Source organism: Stenotrophomonas sp. 86156_Sma, from assembly GCF_056481625.1.
In genome coordinates this window covers 2,629,338-2,645,217 of the sequence record NZ_CM151157.1, presented here as the reverse complement: position 1 = coordinate 2,645,217, position 15,880 = coordinate 2,629,338, and the positions used below count along the sequence as shown (strand labels likewise).

The following is a 15,880-nucleotide window of genomic DNA, read 5'->3' as shown; positions in this document are numbered from 1 at the left end:
AGGCAGGCATGAAAGCGGGCTTCCGGCAGAGCATGTCGTGGCTGCACACCTGGTGCGGCCTCACCTGTGGCTGGCTGTTGTGCGCGATCTTCCTGACCGGCACGCTCAGCGTATTCCGCGAGCCGATCACGCGATGGATGGAGGCCGGCCCCGTGTCGGTCTCCTCGCCAGCGGTGGACACCGCAACGCAGGCGGTGCGTGCGCAGCACTGGCTGGCCGCCAACGCCGCCGATGCCCGGGCATGGCAGATCCGTTGGCCTGCGCAGCACGGCTGGCCCCTGGAGCTGTCATGGGAGGATGGCGACGGCACTGCGCACGAACGCTGGGTGGATGCCGGCGCCGGCATGCCACAGCCTCCACCTCGTCTTCGGGAAACCGAAGGCGGGCGCCACTTCATGTCCTTCCATTACACCCTGCACGGCGGCATGGCCGGCTACTGGCTGGTCGGCTGGATCACGGCCTGCATGCTGCTGGCGCTGGTGTCCGGCGTGGTGGTGCATAAACGCATCTTCAAGGACTTCTTCACCTTCCGCCCGGGCAAGGGACAGCGCAGTTGGCTGGATGCGCACAACCTGAGTGCCGTGCTGACCCTGCCGTTCCTGTTCATGATCGGCTACACCGGGCTGACCTTCTTCTACAGCAGCTATCTGCCGTGGCCGGTGCATGCGGCCTATGGCGATGCCGATGACGCCTATGCGCGCTACGAAGCCGAGCTGGCGCCTGTGCAGCCAGCTCCGCCAGGCATCCTGGTATCCACCGCGCAACTGCCGGACCTGCAGCAACTGCTGGCACGCGCGCACGCCATCAGCGGGCAGCCACCGGCACTGATCGTGATCCAGGCGCCCGGCACCGTGCACAGCGTGGTGGAGGTGATCGGTCGCAAGCCCGTGGGGCGCGCAGACAGGCATCTGCTGACCGAGGCCAGCCGGGCGGCGTTCGATGCTGCCAGCGGCGCGCTGCTGCAACAGCATGGTGCACATCCGCATGTCATTGGCGCCGTACAGGTGCACGAAACCATCGAAGCACTGCACAAGGCCGATTTCGGCGGCTGGCCGATGAAGTGGCTGTACTTCATCAGCGGCCTGCTGGGCACAGCGATGATCGCCATCGGCACGCTGCTGTTCTCCATCAAGCGGCGCAAGCGCAGCGAGCATGAGTTCGGCGCGGCCACGGCGGGCATCTACCGCTGCGTGGAAGCGTTCAACGTCGCATCGCTGGCTGGGGTGGCGCTGGCAAGCATCGTCTACCTGTATGGCAATCGGTTGCTGCCATTGGAAATGAGCGGTCGCAGTGCGTGGGAAATACGCATTTTCCTTTTGACCTGCGCGGCCTCGGTGCTGCACGCGCTTTGGCGCCCACCGCGCCTGGCCTGGATCGATCAGTTGTGGCTGGCCGCAGCACTGTGCCTGGCGCTGCCGCTGGTGAATCTGGCAACCACCGGGCAGGGGCTGCTGATGTACCTGCAGCGGGGAGCATGGCAGCAGGCCGGCGTGGAGCTGGTCGCACTGGCATTCGGGTTGATGTTGGCCAGAGTGGCCGTGATGCTGCAGCGCCGCTGGCCACGGGCGCCGGAGGCGGCGCGCCCTGCCAAGCCTCCGGCCGGGCGGGAAGCGGCCTATCGCTGGCAGGTGGCAAGCCGTGTGCTGGCCGCCTCGCTGGGCGGCTACGTGTTCACCGCCGTTACTGCCACGGCACTGGCGTTGTTGTTGCCCGTGCTGGTGGGGGTAAGGACAGCCGTTTCGGTCCTGGCCAGTTCACTGCTGGGGTTCGTGCTGTTCATTGCCATTGCTGTGGGCGTCTTCAGCGCCCGCAGGGTGGGGAAGGTGTGGCTGAGTCTGCTGGCGGGGAGTGCCCTGATGGGGGTGTGGGTGGTAGTGCTGCAGCGAGGGTAGGGCGGAGGGCGAGGCGCACGGGATCATGCAGGCTGTCACCCTGGCCGCCCTCGCCGAGTTCACCTCTCAGCAGCGAGAATGAGCCACTGGGCGCGCCCTGGCGCGCGCCACTCACTGCCTGCAGGATCGTATCGATGTCCAACACCCCCTTTGGTGAGTCGTCATGTGCTGCCGCCGCCAGCGGTTGCGTCGAGGTGCGTGGTGCGCGCGAGCACAACCTCAAGAATGTCGACGTCTCCATTCCGCGCAATGCACTGGTGGTGTTCTCCGGCGTATCGGGTTCCGGCAAGTCATCGCTGGCCTTCGGCACCGTCTTCGCTGAAGCACAGCGGCGCTACTTCGAGTCGGTAGCGCCGTATGCACGCCGCCTGATCGACCAGGCGGGCGTGCCCGATGTGGATGCCATCGACGGGCTGCCGCCGGCGGTGGCCCTGCAGCAACAGCGCGGGGCCAGCAACGCACGTTCATCGGTGGGCAGCGTGACCACGCTGTCCAGCCTGGTGCGCATGATGTACTCGCGTGCGGGTGCGTACCCGGCCAACCAGCCCATGCTGTACGCCGAGGACTTCTCGCCCAACACGCCACAGGGTGCCTGCAGCACCTGCCATGGCCTGGGGCATGTCTACGAAGTGACCGAAGCGCTGATGGTTCCGGACCCCTCGCTGAGCATCCGCGAGCGCGCCATCGCCTCCTGGCCGCCGGCATGGCATGGCCAGAACCTGCGCGACATCCTGGTCACGCTGGGCTACGACATCGACGTGCCGTGGAAGAAGTTGCCGAAGAAGGATCGGGACTGGATCCTGTTCACCGAGGAAGCGCCCAGCGTGCCGGTCTATGCCGGTTTCACGCCCGCAGAGACCCGTGCCGCACTCAAGCGCAAGCAGGAGCCCAGCTACATGGGCACCTATACCGGCGCACGCCGCTACGTGCTGCACACCTTTGCCAACACCCAGAGCGCGCTGATGCGCAAGCGTGTTTCGCGCTACATGGAAGGCAAGCTTTGCCCGACCTGCCATGGAAAACGCCTGAAGCCGGAGGCGCTCTCGGTCACCTTTGCCGGCGTGGATATCGGTGAGTTCATGCGGCTGCCGCTGGACCAGCTGGCGGCGCTGCTGGAGCCCATCGCACAAGGTGATTTCGGCGCGCACAGCAAGGGCGCTCGCACCAGCAGGAGCGCGACACCCCGCGATCGCGCCCGGAGGGCCGCGAGTGGCCAGGCGACCCACGAGGGCGCTCCGGACGTGCGCCTGACCTCGGCCTTGTCCGAAGAGAAGCGCCTGGCAGCACAACGACTGGCAGGCGGAGTCATGGCGCGTGTACGCCAGCTGCGTGACCTGGGCCTGGGCTATCTCTCGTTGGATCGGGCCACGCCCACACTGTCGGCCGGCGAACTGCAGCGCCTGCGGCTGGCCACCCAGCTCAGTTCCTTGCTGTTTGGTGTGCTGTACGTGCTCGATGAGCCCTCGGCCGGCCTGCACCCCGCCGACAGCCAGGCCCTGTACGACGCGCTTGAGCGCCTGCGTGACGGCGGAAACTCGGTATTCGTGGTTGAACACGATCTGGAGCTGATGCGCCGCGCGCAGTGGCTGGTGGATGTGGGGCCGCAGGCAGGGGAACACGGCGGGCGCGTGCTCTACAGTGGCGAGCCCGATGGCCTGCGCCACATCCAGGAGTCGCGCACGGCCCTGTATCTGTTCGATCAGGTGCCCGCACCTGCCAGCCGGCAGCGCAACGCCAGCAGCTGGCTGGAATTGAGGGGCATCCACCGCCACAACCTGCAGGGTGTGGACGCGCAGGTACCGCTGGGGCTGCTGACGGCTGTGACCGGCATTTCCGGCTCCGGCAAGTCCAGCCTGATGGCGCAGGCGCTGCCCGAGCTGTTGCTGCTGCACCTCGGGCATGAGCCTTCTGACGACAACGCCGATAGCGCGCCCACCGACGGGCCAACCGTGATCGAAACGACCCGGGGCACATTGGCGGGCGATGTAGACGCCATCCAGCGGGTGGTGCAGGTCGACCAGAAGCCCATCGGCCGCACGCCACGCTCCAACCTGGCCACCTATACCGGGCTGTTCGATCACGTGCGCAAGCTGTTCGCTGCGACACCCGCCGCGCGCCGCCGCCGTTTCGACGCGGGCCGCTTCTCGTTCAACGTGGCCAAGGGCCGGTGCGAGACCTGCGAGGGCGAAGGTTTCGTCAGCGTCGAACTGCTGTTCATGCCCAGCGTCTATGCGCCGTGCCCCACCTGTCATGGCGCCCGCTACAACGAAGCCACGCTGAAGGTGCAGTGGAATGACCGCAACATCGCCGAGGTCCTGCAGATGACGGTCGACCAAGCGCATGCGTTCTTCAGCGAGGAAGAGGCCATTGCCCGGCCGCTGCAGTTGCTGCAGGAGATCGGCCTGGGCTACCTGCGGTTGGGCCAGCCGGCCACCGAACTTTCCGGTGGCGAAGCCCAGCGCATCAAGCTGTCCACCGAGCTGCAGCGCAGCCAGCGCGGGCGCACGCTGTACGTGCTGGATGAGCCCACCACGGGCCTTCATGCGTCGGACGCGGACCGGCTGCTGGTGCAGCTGCAGCGGCTGGTGGACGCGGGCAATACGGTGGTGATGATCGAGCACGACATGCGCGCGGTTGCACAGGCGGACTGGGTGATTGATGTCGGCCCCGGCGCTGGCGGGGCAGGGGGCACCATCGTCGCGAAGGGAACGCCGCAACAGGTGGCGCGCGCCAAAGGCAGCAGGACGGCGCCGTTCCTTGCCAGGGAGCTGGCTCTTATGTAGAGCCGAGCCATGCTCGGCTGACGAAGAATCCACGCACGTGGTTCCAGCACTGCACTCATCAACAGATGCGGGCTATGGACAATCAGGGCATCCACTGCAGTGCAGGTTGTACTCAACGGGCTCGGCGGTGATTCCAGACGCGTCCTTCAAGGTAATCCGCTCCCTCCAGGTCAACGGGGGAGGGGGAATGACGGGAGGCGGGTAGAGCACGATGGGGTAGAAGCAGGCCCATGTGTAGTTGAGCGGGGACGGCATCTTGTCCGGCAACGTTTCCGTGGCGGGTTCGCAGGGCCCGCTCGGGCACACCGGGTGCTCCAGCGTCAACTCTATAGGGAACTTCGGAACTCCCTTGTACGCAACCGGAACGGAAAATGGCCTGAAATAATTTTCTGTGCGATCTGCGATGCCGGTAACTTCAAAGGCCTCCGTCAATACGGTAACGCCAAGTGCTGAAACCCGCTCGATGGGCATGTAGAACAGGTCGTTCTCAAATCCCGTGTCTTCACCGCCCCGGCCGTGAATGACGCCGACGGCCGCATTGTTCGAAAAGACCGGCCCACCGCTGTCACCTTCGACGCTGAGAGGACCTGGAGAAAGGTTGCGTGCACGAATGTACCTGCCTATGGCCCCATTATGATTGGACCTTGAATTCATATCCTCAATGGTCCCGCAAGCGTAATGGCCGTGAATTCCACTCTTGCAGATCACATCCCCCACATGCGTCGAACTGGAGGGGAGCGTGCTGGTTATTTCGAGCGTCTGCGACGGACCATTGATCAGAGAGATTTCATTTGTCTGCGCGTGGCGCGGGCCCCTGGGCGGCTCTTTATGCCACTGGACATCGTAGTCGCCTACGTTCTGCTCGCTCTGAAAAACGAGAGGCGCGGCAATGCCCTGATAGGTCAGCGTATTGTCACAGTGACCGGCCGTGAGGACGCCAAGCTCACGATCTGCGTCGAAGACGTTGAAGCCAGTAGTGCAACTGAAGGCAGTACCGGTCAACTTATGGCCGCCGGAGATTGCGGTAGTGACAGTAAAGCCTTTCACTTGCTTGATCGCCATGAAATCGAAAGCGCCCAGCAATGGCCGGAGTGCGCGTCTAGCGGCCGCTTCGTCCTTCACGTAAAAGGTCACAATGGACCGCTTGATATCAACGCCCGACTCGAACCCAACCTTCTTTGCGAGAAGCTGGGCCTCTGCCTCGGCCTGGGTCGCCAGGAGCATCTCGAGCGATTGAGCGGAAGTGCGGCCGGCAAAAACAGGATCCTGCGTGTACTTTGCCAAGGTCTCTGTCGGCTTCTTCGTGAACAGCACTACGATCTTGAATTCTGGCTCGTGCTCAACGTACAAGCCACCAAACGTATAATGCCAAGGCGTGTCTGGATATTTTTATGCGCAAATTCATCAAGGCTGCTCCTTTGCCTGGCGCATCAAATGAATCGTCATGAGTGGGCCCGTACAGGCAGCCGGAATGGACGCAGCAAGACTCGAACGGAGCGATTCACCGCCATGCCCCCCTCCGAATGATGCGGCGATTCCGAATTCCATTATTTCCCCCGATCGTTCATCCTGCACGCCTACGGGAGCGCCCCGCTTCATGGCCAGCGAGTAATCGTGAGGCCATGCTGCAAGATATGCCGTGCCGCCTGGATCCACGAAGTAGACACAGCCATTGATTGGCCTCAGCATCCCTCTCAGTAGCCCGGTTGCAAGGACCGTCCCCTGCTCAGATGAGAGTCTGACCAGCACAAGTGATCGGTCCTCTTTGGCGCCAACCGGCATGATCGCGGCGATGCAGGAGGCAATCATCAAATAAAGGAGAGCCGCAGGCTTTGCTGAAGACCTGCAAGATACCGTGCACATCCCCACCTCCATGTCACAGCTGATTGTTGGCCCGCCCGGAATCCACTCGCATCTTCAACAATTACGTTACAGCGAAATTGAAGGTATCGACTTTCCCTGGACTTAACCGTGACCACCTTCACGAACGCGTGTTTTCAGATTACCCGCTCGCTCCCTGTAAAGCCGAGCTATTTTTGCGAACGAGGGGTAGAGGATTACTGCCAGGTACCGAGGTTCTGGCATGGCCATTTCCACGCCCTTGCAGCCGGGCCCGGATGAAATTCTGCATCGTCCGAATCCGCACGGGGGCGACTCTGACCGGGAACGGACACGCGACGGGGCAGAAACACTCTGATGTGAGACGGGCTCCGGCGCGATGCCGGAGCCCCGGTTACTCACTTCTCCTGCAGGAAGTTCAGCAGATCCTGGTTGACCTTGTCCTTGTGGGTGTCGGTCAGGCCATGCGGCGCGCCCGGGTAAACAATCAGCCTGGCGCCCTTGATCAGCTTCGCCGACTGGCGGCCGGAGATGTCGATCGGCACGATCTGATCGTCATCACCGTGGATCACCAGCGTCGGTACATCGAACTTCTTCAGGTCGGCTCGGAAGTCGGTGGCCGAGAATGCGGCGATCGAATCGTAGGTGTTCTTGTGGCCACCCTGCATGCCCTGCGCCCACCATGCATCGATCAGGCCCTGCGACACCTTCGCGCCCGGGCGATTGAAGCCGTAGAACGGGCCGGACGGGATGTCCTTGTACAGCTGCGCGCGGTTGTCCATCTGCGCCTTGCGGATGCCATCGAACACTTCCATCGGCAGGCCATTGGGGTTATCGGCGGTCTTCAGCATCAACGGCGGCACCGAGCTGATCAGCACCGCCTTCTTCACCCGGCCGGTGCCATGGCGGCCGATGTAGCGCGCCACTTCGCCGCCGCCCGTGGAGAAGCCCACCAGGGTGACGTCATGCAGGTCGAGCGTGTTGATCACCGTGGCCAGGTCATCGGCGTAGTGATCCATGTCGTTGCCATCCCAAGGCTGGCTGGAACGGCCGTGGCCACGACGGTCATGGGCGATGACGCGGTAGCCGTGGTTGGCCAGGAAGATCATCTGCGATTCCCAGCTGTCCGAGTTCAACGGCCAGCCGTGGCTGAAGGTAACGACCCGGCCGTCCTTCGGGCCCCAGTCCTTGTAGTAGAGCTGCACGCCATCGGTGGTGGTGATGTAGCTGGAGGTGCGCGCGATGCTGGTGACTGCTGCCGGCTTGGCCGGTTCGGCGGCCTGCGCGGACAAGCCGGCCTGAACCGAGAGGGCGAGGGCGGCAACGGCCAGGGTACGGGCAAAGGTGTTCATGCGAGGCGTCTCATGGGTGGGTGGTGAGACGTACTTTGCGACCGAAATCAGGCGCCTGGATGATGACATGTACGAATTTCTTGATAGATCGTCCTGCGCGAGCTTGCCCGCGCGAGAGGTCGCCGCGCCACCCGTTGACAGGGTAGAACGATCGTTCTACCTTGGCGTCGTGAACACAATCACCACCGACACCCAGCAGAAGATCCTGGCCACGGCCGAGGCGCTGATCTACCAGAACGGGGTCCACGCCACCGGCATGGACCTGCTGGTGAAGACCTCCGGCGTTGCCCGGAAGAGCATCTACCGGCACTTTGAAAACAAGGACCAGGTGGCCGCTGCGGCATTGAATGCGCGTGACGTGCGCTGGCTCACCTGGTTCCAGCAGGAGTGCAACAAGGCCGACACCCCGGAAGCACGCATCCTGAGCATGTTCACCGTGCTCAAGGGCTGGTTCCAGTCCGAGGGCTATCGCGGCTGTGCCTTCATCAACACCGCAGGCGAGGTTGGCAATCCCGACGATCCGATTCGCCACATCGCCAAACATCACAAGCAGAAGCTGCTGGATTACACGCTGGAACTCACCACGCAACTGGATATCAAGCAGCCGGAAGCACTGGCGCGGCAGCTGCTGGTTCTCATGGAAGGCGCCATCACCGTTTCACGCGTAATGGGCGACTACGACGCCGCAGACACTGCAAGGGATGTTGCAGCGGTGTTGTTGGAGCAGTCCAGGCGCTGACGCCTGAGTGATCGAAACCCGTCGAAGCACCCCGCTCATCCACTTGATTGGAGGCCCCACCGTGTCCACTGAAGCACCCCGTCCGCCACTTCCCCCTTTCACCCGTGAATCGGCCATCGAGAAAGTGCGCCTTGCCGAGGATGGCTGGAACTCCCGCGATGCCGACAAAGTCGCGCTGGCCTATTCACTGGACACCGAGTGGCGCAACCGCGCCGAGTTCACCCATGGCCGCGAGGAAGCGCGGCAGTTCCTGGCCCGCAAGTGGAACAAGGAGCTTGAGTACCGGCTGATCAAGGAGCTGTGGGCCTTCACCGACAATCGTATTGCCGTGCGCTACGCCTATGAGTGGCATGACGACTCCGGCAACTGGTTCCGCTCCTATGGAAACGAGAACTGGGAATTCGGCGCCGATGGCCTGATGCAGCGCCGCTTTTCGTGCATCAACGACATGCCGATCAAGGAAAGCGATCGGAAGTTCCACTGGCCACTGGGGCGTCGCCCGGATGATCACCCGGGGCTGTCTGATCTGGGTATGTGATTCGCATTGCTTCCCGGAATGCAACATCACGTCCCCCTCCACGGGCCTACCGCGGCAACGGTGTGCTGCCTAGGCTGATCGCACACGGCATATGCCGTGTTCCGGGTCCACCGCTTGCGCAGTGGCCCGTCTTCCCATGAACCCTGCAGCGCTGGCCTGCCAGGCATCCGTGCCCTGGCAACGCCACGCCCTGCGCCGTGGGAAAGCGCCCGGAATCGTTCGCGCCAGCCTTGCATCGCTGCCCGCCCAATGCCCCTTCGTGGAGATCCCTCATGTTCAGTCTGGAAAACACCGCCGCGCCCATTGCCCCCGCCCTCGATGAGCTGGTGCCCTCGCGCTACGCCCTCAAGGTGGGCGACGTCGAAGTGCTGGTGATCAGCGATGGCGTCCTGCCGTTGCCCACCCAGATGCTCGGCCACAACGTACCGGCCGCCGACCGTGCCGAATGGTTCGAAGAGATGTACCTGCCGCAGGATGCCTTCGACTGGGCATTGAACGTGATGGTGGTGCACAGCGGTGATCGCACCATCCTCATCGATGCCGGCCTGGGCATGGACCCGGACCTGCAGCTGCCACGCGCCGGCCAGTTGATCCGCCGCCTCAGTGCCGCCGGCATCAACCTGGGCGAAATCACCGACGTGGTGATCACCCACATGCACATGGACCACGTCGGCGGGCTGCTGGTTGAAGGCGTAAAGGAACAGCTACGCCCGGACCTCAAGATCCACGTGGCCGCGGCGGAGGTGGAGTTCTGGAAGTCGCCGGACTTCAGCCGCACCAACATGCCGCAGGGGTTTCCCGATGCGCTGCGCGCCACGGCCAAGCACTTCTGGGCCGAGTACAGCAGCTATGTGCACACCTTCCAGGACGAACAGCAGATCGCGCCGGGCGTGATGGCCCGCCGCACCGGAGGGCATACCCCAGGCCACTGCGTGGTGCGCGTGGCGTCTGCCGGGCAGGCCCTGACCTTCGCCGGTGACGCGGTGTTCGCGGTCGGCTTCGACCAGCCGAACTGGCACAACGGCTTCGAGCACGATCCGGAGGAATCCGCGCGCGTCCGCATCGCCCTGCTGAAGGAACTGGCAGGCACCGGTGAAATGCTGGTGGCCACGCATCTTCCGTTCCCGTCAGTGGGCCGGGTGTCGCTGGAGGGCGAGACCTTCCGCTGGGTGCCGGTGTTCTGGGACTTCTGATCGGATCCTGCGGCCGTTGCGCAGGCAGACCTCCACGACCGGGGCGCATCGGCGCCCCGGTCGAATCCCGCAAGAACGAGGTCGACAATGGATGCCATCCACGCGGGGCGCGGATCTACTGGATGGCGGTGGGCAGTGCCAGCCGCTGCAGCTTGTGCGGGTTGCGCTGCACCAGGATCTGCGTGATCCGTTCGCCATCGGTCTCGAAGGCCATCGCCGCTTCCAGCTCACCATCGAAATAGCGCAGCAGTCCCAGCCGTCCGTTGAGCATGGCCGGCACCATCCGCAATTGCGCGCTGCGCCGCAGGTGCGGGGCATACAGCAGCTGGGCAATGCGTGCGCCCCCGACCATCGGTTTGGGGAAGCTGGTGACGATGCCACCGCCGTCACCCACCAGCTGGGCCGACTCGGCCATCAGTGCCTTCATCGCGCGGAAATCGCCACTGGATGCGGCCTCGGCGAAACGGCGCAGCAGTTTCTGGTGAACGTCCTGCGGGACGTTGTAGCGCGGGCGCTCCTGCCTGAGCTGCTGGCGCGCACGATGCACGATCTGCCGGCAGGCGGCTTCTGTCTTGTCCAGGGTGCGCGCGACCACCGCGTAGTCCTGATCGAACACGTCGTGCAGCAGGAAGGCCGCACGCGCATCCGGTGCCAACCGCTCCAGCACGCTGAGGAAGGCGACCGACAGATCACTGGCGGTTTCCAGCACATACTCAGGGGTGCTGGTGTCATCGGTCAGCAGCGGCTCGGGCAACCACATGCCGACATAGTGTTCGCGCGTATGCCGGGCCAGGCGCAGGCCATCAATGGCGCGACGGGTGGTGGTGGCCACCAGCCAAGCTTCGGGATTCTCGATCTGTGACTGGTCGGCGCCATGCCAGCGCAGCCAGACATCCTGCACCACGTCCTCGGCTTCGTGCGAAGACCCGAGCATGCGGTAGGCCACGCCGAACAGGCGCGGGCGGAGGTGGGAGAACAGCGCGGTGGAATCGTCCATGCCAGCGTAGACGGGACAGGTCCCCGGATTGTGACACCCGGGGACCTGTCGTTGGTGCCAGCGCCGGACGTGCGATCAGTGCGGCGGCAGAACCGCCGGCTTGCCGATGTCCTTGATCAGGAACACCACGAACTTCGCCGGCTCGGTAGCGCTGGCGTTACGACCTACAGTGTGCAGATCGGCCGGGCCTTCATGGAAGGCCTCACCCGGGCCGAGGGTGACTTGCTTGCCGCCGGCCACGCCCATCACGATCCGTCCTTCCAGGACGTAGACGAAGCCATGGGCATCGTGGCGATGCACCGGATCGGCGCCACCCGGCGGGTATTCCACGGTAAGGATCAGCGCTTCCTTGCCGGGCTGCTCCGGCAGGGCGCGGGTCATCACTTCGTGCACCAGGGGCTCGGGCGCAGCAGGGGGCGGGGAGGCGGCAGCGCTGCACAGTGGCAGCAACGCAAGCAGGGCCAGAACAGAACGACGCATGGCAGGTCTCCAGTGCGGTAGGGGAGGGCCGCTGCATGGGGCAGCGGCGGAACGATCAGGCCAGGCCGGCCTTGTCCAGGCCAAAGGCCGCGTCCAGGGTGCCGGGCGTGGTACGGAAGGCGACGTTGGCGCGGTTCCAGGCGTTGATCGCCATCACCGCGTGGGTCAGGTCGACGATCTCCTGCTCGGACAGCTGGCCGCGCACACGCGCGTACAGCTCGTCGGGCACACCCTGCGCCGGCAGTTGAGTCAGCACCTCGGTCCAGGCCAGGCAGGCGCGCTCGCGCGGGCTGAAAAGCGTCGATTCACGCCATGCCGCCAGGTGATGCAGGCGCAGCGGGCGCTCGCCGCGCAGGGTGGCCTCCTTCACGTGCATGTCCAGGCAGAAACCGCAGCCGTTGAGCTGCGATGCACGGATGTTGACCAGATCGATGATGGCCGCTTCGATCGAGGCGGTATGGGCGGCATGCGAGTACGGGCCAAGCTTCTTGAACAGTTCCGGCGATTGCGCGGCGTAATCCAGACGTGCGGTCATGGCGTGTTCCTGTAGCGAGTGAAGGACACAGCGAGGCTAGGCCTGCGCCCGCACTGCCGGTAGGCCGGGGCCGGGCCGCATGCTGTTGCATGAAAAACACCAATGGCCTGTCACAGCGGCCGATGCTCGGCCGTCTGCCGGGCATGGACACCGCATCGCACCTGCGCACCGCATTCCGCCCTGCCAGCGAACAGGTCTGGCAGACCTTCCTGGCCGCACTGCGTGAATTGCCGCCCGATGCACGTGCGGTGCTGTTGCTGCACGACGTGCTGGGCGCCGGGTTCGAGGACATCGTGCCCCTGCTGGGGCTCGACCTTTCCGCGTGCAGGCAGCGCCTGGCGCTGGCGCGGAACCACCTGCACGCACACCGTGCCCGCCTGGAGCCAGGCCGCCCATGAACACCGCACAGCCCAGCCCGGCCAGCGACGGCCACGATGCGCTCAATGCATCCTTCTCCACCAGCTACGCCGGCGTGCTGGCCTTCATTGCAGTGGCGGCCGAGGGCAGTTTCGCCCGCGCGGCCGACCGCCTCGGCATTGGCCGTTCGGCCGTCAGCCGCAGCGTGCAGAAGCTGGAAAACCAGCTGGGCGTGCGGTTGTTTCTGCGCACCACGCGCTCGACCACGCTGACCCGCGAAGGCGAGCTGTTCCTGGAGGGCTGCAACCCGGGCGTGAACTGCATCCTGCAGGCGCTGGAGGAAATGCGCGACCTGCGCGAGGGCCCGCCGCGCGGGCACCTGCGCATCAGTGCCAGCCACGGCTTCGGCCGGCGGGTGATCGCCCCCTTGCTGGCCGCCTTCCGCGCCGAGTACCCGCAGGTCTCTGTAGAACTGCTGCTGGACGAGCAGGCCCCCGACCTGGCCGGTGACCGCATCGACGTGGCGTTCCGCGACGGCCTGCTGGAAGACAGCCAGGTGATCGCCAAGCAGCTGGTGCCGATGCAGCTGGTGGTGTGTGCATCACCAGCGTACGTGCGGGCGCAGGGTCTACCGTCGTCGGTGGATGCGCTGTCCACGCATGCCTGCATCGGGCGGCGCCTGCCGGGTGGACGCATGCAGCCCTGGGAATTCCGGGTCGACGGCACCGATGTGCACCTGCAGCCGCCGGCCGCACTGGTGTTCAACGATGCCGACCTGGCCCTGCAGGCCGTCATCGACGGGCTGGGCATCGCCCAGCTGCCCAGCTATCAGGTGCGTGAAGCATTGTGGGCGGGCAGGGTGGTGACCTGCCTGGATCGGCATGCCCCGCTCGATCGCGGCCACTACCTGTGTTACCTCAGCCGCCGCCAGCTTCCCAAGCGCGTGCGGGCCTTCATCGACTTCAGCACGCAGCGGGTGCGCGCGCTCGAGCTGGATGTGATCTCGCATTGGGAAGCGCGCCAGCAGGCCACGCCCATGAAGCCAGGCGCACAGCCCGCCTGGGCCTGAACGCATTGGTGCGTGCCGGGCAACAGTGCGGGCCCCAGCGCGGACCTACTGCCCCGCACCCACGCTGTCTACGATTCCAGCATGCCCGGCCACAGCCGGTCGCCCCTTCTACATTTCAGGAGACACGTCATGAAATTCCTCGCCATCGGTGGTACCGGCCGCATCGGCAGCAGGGTGGTCGAGCGCCTGCGCACCGCCGGGCATGACATCGTAGTGGCCGCGCCCTCCACCGGCGTGGATGTGCTGACCGGTGAAGGCCTGGACGCCGCCATGGACGGTGTCGACGTGGTGGTGGACCTGGCCAACTCGCCCTCGTTCGAAGATGCGGCAGTGCTTTCGTTCTTCGTGACCGCTGGCCACAACATCCTGACCGCCGCCGCCCGTGCCGGCGTACGCCACCACGTTGCGCTTTCCGTCGTAGGCACCGACAAGCTTGCGGCCAGCGGCTACTTCCGCGGCAAGATCGCCCAGGAGCGCCTGATCCGCGATTCGGGCCTGCCACACACCATCATCCATTCCACGCAGTTCTTCGAGTTCCTGCCAGGCATCATCCAGTCCGCCGGCAACGGGGAGACCCTGCACCTGCCGGCCGCCGACGTACAGCCGATTGCCGCCGAGGATGTTGCCGAGGCGGTGGCACGTATCGCGCAGCAGCCACCCCGCAATGACGTTGTGGAAATTGCGGGCCCCCAGCGCGCCGCGATGGCAGATCTGGCCAGGCAGTATCTGCAGCGGACCGGCGACCCGCGGCAGGTCGTGGCAGACGCCGAGGCCCTGTACTTCGGTGCGCCGCTGCAGATCGATACGCTGGTGCCGGTCGGGCAGGCGTGGCTGGGGCAGGTCGGCTTCGACGCCTGGCTGCAGCAGTCCGGCCTGTTGCAGCGGCAGCCTGCCTGAGCGGCGAAGCAAACGCCTGCCAATGACCGAGCTGAAGCCACCTTCGCCCGCCATGCTGGACCGCTACCAGGGCGACGACGTGCAGCCGCTGTACACCGGCCGCGTGCGGGTGAGCGGTGGCCAGGCCCAGCACGGGCGCGCGTCCGGCGTGGTGCGATCGGACGACGGTGCACTTGCGGTGGACCTGCGCCTGCCGCCGGAACTCGGAGGGCCTGGCGGCGGCTCCAATCCCGAGCAGCTATTGGCCGCAAGCTACGCCGGTTGCTTCCACGGTGCCATGGTACTGGTGGCCGCGCGTGCCGGCCTGCTGCTGCACAACCCCAGCGTCGAAGTGGCGGTCACCTTCGCCCGTGATCCGGCAGATGGGCTGTACCTGCTGTCTGCCGAGATCGTGGTCCATCTTCCCGGCATGGATGCGAACCTGGCCTGTGAACTGGTGCGCAACACCGAACGTGTCTGCCCGTACGCCAAGATGTTCCATCGTGGCATCAGCCATATGGTGCATGTGCGGGTCGGCCCGCAGGCTGCGCCTCTGTAAAGTCGAGCCATGTTCGACTATTGCCCTGACGTCCGCTTCCGGCCAACGGATGCACTCCTCATGTAAATCCGGCTAAGCTGCGGCGCGTCCACGCGTGGAAACGCCAGATCCCCTCAAGAGGCTGCCATGGAACCGCACTATCAGCTGCTGGCGAGCGTGCTCATGGGGGTGTTTGTCTTCCTGTTCTTTCTTGCACGTGACTACTTCAAGAGCCTCGGCTGGATGCTCGGCCCGTTCGACCCCAATCTAGGGTATCCCTCTGCAGCCAAGCTCATCTCAGCAGCCAACAAGACCATGCTCGTGATTGGGGCGCTCCTGCTGATCTGGGCCTTTATCGGGCCTTCGCCGTACCGCAGGAACTGGGAACTCGAGGCCATGGGCCTGGCCCTGGGGGCGTTGGCCTGCTATGTGCTGCTCATCCTTCTGGCGTCTTCCCGCAGTCGATCCACACGGCAATGAGTCCAGCATCACGCACGGCCGTGGCAGCTCGCCCGGACCACAGCGTTTGCTGACCACCGACGCAGCACCGTATCCGAGCGCCGCATGGCGCAGTTCCGCAGACCAGCCCACGGCGCGCTTTGGGCCTGCCTGGGCGGCTTTACCTGGGCATCAATACGCTGTCCACCAGGCGCACGTTTGCCAGAGGCGGCGCTGAAGATGACCGGCCAGCA

Annotated in this window: 15 protein-coding genes; 10 read left to right on the top strand and 5 right to left on the bottom strand. The window is 65.0% G+C overall.

Annotation, left to right across the window (positions count from 1 at the left end; all coding sequences use genetic code 11):
* The first annotated feature begins 8 nt into the window (after positions 1–8).
* Positions 9–1,892: a PepSY-associated TM helix domain-containing protein gene (locus ACZK33_RS12325; protein WP_423173953.1), complete on the top strand. Its 1,884-nt coding sequence runs from the start codon at positions 9–11 to the stop codon at positions 1,890–1,892.
* Positions 1,893–2,026: 134 nt separating this feature from the next.
* The gene (locus ACZK33_RS12320) at positions 2,027–4,675 is read left to right on the top strand and encodes an excinuclease ABC subunit UvrA (RefSeq protein WP_423173952.1); all 2,649 of its coding nucleotides are present in this window, start codon (positions 2,027–2,029) and stop codon (positions 4,673–4,675) included.
* A 72-nt stretch (positions 4,676–4,747) separates the two neighbouring features.
* Here the strand turns inward: ACZK33_RS12320 and ACZK33_RS12315 are convergent, their stop codons facing one another.
* Both ACZK33_RS12315 and ACZK33_RS12310 read right to left on the bottom strand, forming a co-directional pair.
* Positions 4,748–6,025, bottom strand: a complete 1,278-nt coding sequence (locus tag ACZK33_RS12315; RefSeq protein WP_478453384.1) for a S1 family peptidase — start codon at positions 6,023–6,025, stop codon at positions 4,748–4,750.
* Between the two features lie 887 nt (positions 6,026–6,912).
* Positions 6,913–7,866: an alpha/beta fold hydrolase gene (locus tag ACZK33_RS12310; protein ID WP_423173950.1), complete on the bottom strand. Its 954-nt coding sequence runs from the start codon at positions 7,864–7,866 to the stop codon at positions 6,913–6,915.
* Positions 7,867–8,035: 169 nt separating this feature from the next.
* Here ACZK33_RS12310 and ACZK33_RS12305 point away from each other — a divergent pair, with 169 nt between their 5' ends.
* The 3 genes from ACZK33_RS12305 to ACZK33_RS12295 all read left to right on the top strand — a co-directional run bounded on the left by ACZK33_RS12305 (position 8,036) and on the right by ACZK33_RS12295 (position 10,336).
* Entirely contained in the window at positions 8,036–8,605 is a 570-nt protein-coding gene (locus ACZK33_RS12305) for a TetR/AcrR family transcriptional regulator (protein ID WP_423174051.1), read from the top strand.
* 61 nt (positions 8,606–8,666) lie between these two features.
* A complete protein-coding gene (locus ACZK33_RS12300) occupies positions 8,667–9,143 on the top strand; it encodes a nuclear transport factor 2 family protein (RefSeq protein WP_049422312.1) in 477 nt (158 codons plus the stop codon).
* 272 nt (positions 9,144–9,415) lie between these two features.
* The gene (locus ACZK33_RS12295; RefSeq protein ID WP_423173949.1) at positions 9,416–10,336 is read left to right on the top strand and encodes an MBL fold metallo-hydrolase; all 921 of its coding nucleotides are present in this window, start codon (positions 9,416–9,418) and stop codon (positions 10,334–10,336) included.
* Positions 10,337–10,451: 115 nt separating this feature from the next.
* Here the strand turns inward: ACZK33_RS12295 and ACZK33_RS12290 are convergent, their stop codons facing one another.
* The 3 genes from ACZK33_RS12290 to ACZK33_RS12280 form a co-directional block, all read right to left on the bottom strand.
* Positions 10,452–11,333, bottom strand: coding sequence for an RNA polymerase sigma-70 factor (locus ACZK33_RS12290; RefSeq protein WP_423173948.1), 882 nt, complete (start codon positions 11,331–11,333; stop codon positions 10,452–10,454).
* A gap of 75 nt (positions 11,334–11,408) precedes the next feature.
* Positions 11,409–11,813, bottom strand: a complete 405-nt coding sequence (locus tag ACZK33_RS12285; RefSeq protein WP_423173947.1) for a cupin domain-containing protein — start codon at positions 11,811–11,813, stop codon at positions 11,409–11,411.
* A 55-nt stretch (positions 11,814–11,868) separates the two neighbouring features.
* Complete coding sequence (locus ACZK33_RS12280) at positions 11,869–12,348, bottom strand: carboxymuconolactone decarboxylase family protein (protein ID WP_423173946.1); 480 nt, start codon at positions 12,346–12,348, stop codon at positions 11,869–11,871.
* A gap of 89 nt (positions 12,349–12,437) precedes the next feature.
* Between ACZK33_RS12280 and ACZK33_RS12275 the strand changes: the two genes are divergently transcribed.
* The 5 genes from ACZK33_RS12275 to ACZK33_RS12255 all read left to right on the top strand — a co-directional run bounded on the left by ACZK33_RS12275 (position 12,438) and on the right by ACZK33_RS12255 (position 15,668).
* Positions 12,438–12,746 carry a sigma factor-like helix-turn-helix DNA-binding protein gene (locus tag ACZK33_RS12275; protein WP_071228235.1) on the top strand — a complete coding sequence of 103 codons (309 nt, stop codon included), beginning with the start codon at positions 12,438–12,440 and terminating at the stop codon, positions 12,744–12,746.
* A complete protein-coding gene (locus tag ACZK33_RS12270; RefSeq protein WP_423173945.1) occupies positions 12,743–13,774 on the top strand; it encodes a LysR family transcriptional regulator in 1,032 nt (343 codons plus the stop codon). Before ACZK33_RS12275 ends, ACZK33_RS12270 begins: the two co-directional genes overlap by 4 nt.
* 129 nt (positions 13,775–13,903) lie before the next feature.
* Positions 13,904–14,671 carry an SDR family oxidoreductase gene (locus ACZK33_RS12265; RefSeq protein ID WP_423173944.1) on the top strand — a complete coding sequence of 256 codons (768 nt, stop codon included), beginning with the start codon at positions 13,904–13,906 and terminating at the stop codon, positions 14,669–14,671.
* 22 nt (positions 14,672–14,693) lie between these two features.
* A complete protein-coding gene (locus ACZK33_RS12260; protein WP_423173943.1) occupies positions 14,694–15,209 on the top strand; it encodes an Ohr family peroxiredoxin in 516 nt (171 codons plus the stop codon).
* Between the two features lie 126 nt (positions 15,210–15,335).
* A complete protein-coding gene (locus ACZK33_RS12255) occupies positions 15,336–15,668 on the top strand; it encodes a hypothetical protein (protein ID WP_032127302.1) in 333 nt (110 codons plus the stop codon).
* Positions 15,669–15,880 lie beyond the last annotated feature (212 nt).

Bases quoted from the DNA above. Each gene is read 5' to 3' on its own strand.
- ACZK33_RS12325 (WP_423173953.1), top strand. From the start codon at position 9: ATGAAAGCGGGCTTCCGGCAGAGCATGTCGTGGCTGCACACCTGGTGC.
- ACZK33_RS12320 (WP_423173952.1), top strand. From the start codon at position 2,027: ATGTCCAACACCCCCTTTGGTGAGTCGTCATGTGCTGCCGCCGCCAGC.
- ACZK33_RS12310 (WP_423173950.1), bottom strand. From the start codon at position 7,866: ATGAACACCTTTGCCCGTACCCTGGCCGTTGCCGCCCTCGCCCTCTCG.
- ACZK33_RS12295 (WP_423173949.1), top strand. From the start codon at position 9,416: ATGTTCAGTCTGGAAAACACCGCCGCGCCCATTGCCCCCGCCCTCGAT.
- ACZK33_RS12290 (WP_423173948.1), bottom strand. From the start codon at position 11,333: ATGGACGATTCCACCGCGCTGTTCTCCCACCTCCGCCCGCGCCTGTTC.
- ACZK33_RS12285 (WP_423173947.1), bottom strand. From the start codon at position 11,813: ATGCGTCGTTCTGTTCTGGCCCTGCTTGCGTTGCTGCCACTGTGCAGC.
- ACZK33_RS12280 (WP_423173946.1), bottom strand. From the start codon at position 12,348: ATGACCGCACGTCTGGATTACGCCGCGCAATCGCCGGAACTGTTCAAG.
- ACZK33_RS12275 (WP_071228235.1), top strand. From the start codon at position 12,438: ATGAAAAACACCAATGGCCTGTCACAGCGGCCGATGCTCGGCCGTCTG.
- ACZK33_RS12270 (WP_423173945.1), top strand. From the start codon at position 12,743: ATGAACACCGCACAGCCCAGCCCGGCCAGCGACGGCCACGATGCGCTC.
- ACZK33_RS12265 (WP_423173944.1), top strand. From the start codon at position 13,904: ATGAAATTCCTCGCCATCGGTGGTACCGGCCGCATCGGCAGCAGGGTG.
- ACZK33_RS12260 (WP_423173943.1), top strand. From the start codon at position 14,694: ATGACCGAGCTGAAGCCACCTTCGCCCGCCATGCTGGACCGCTACCAG.
- ACZK33_RS12255 (WP_032127302.1), top strand. From the start codon at position 15,336: ATGGAACCGCACTATCAGCTGCTGGCGAGCGTGCTCATGGGGGTGTTT.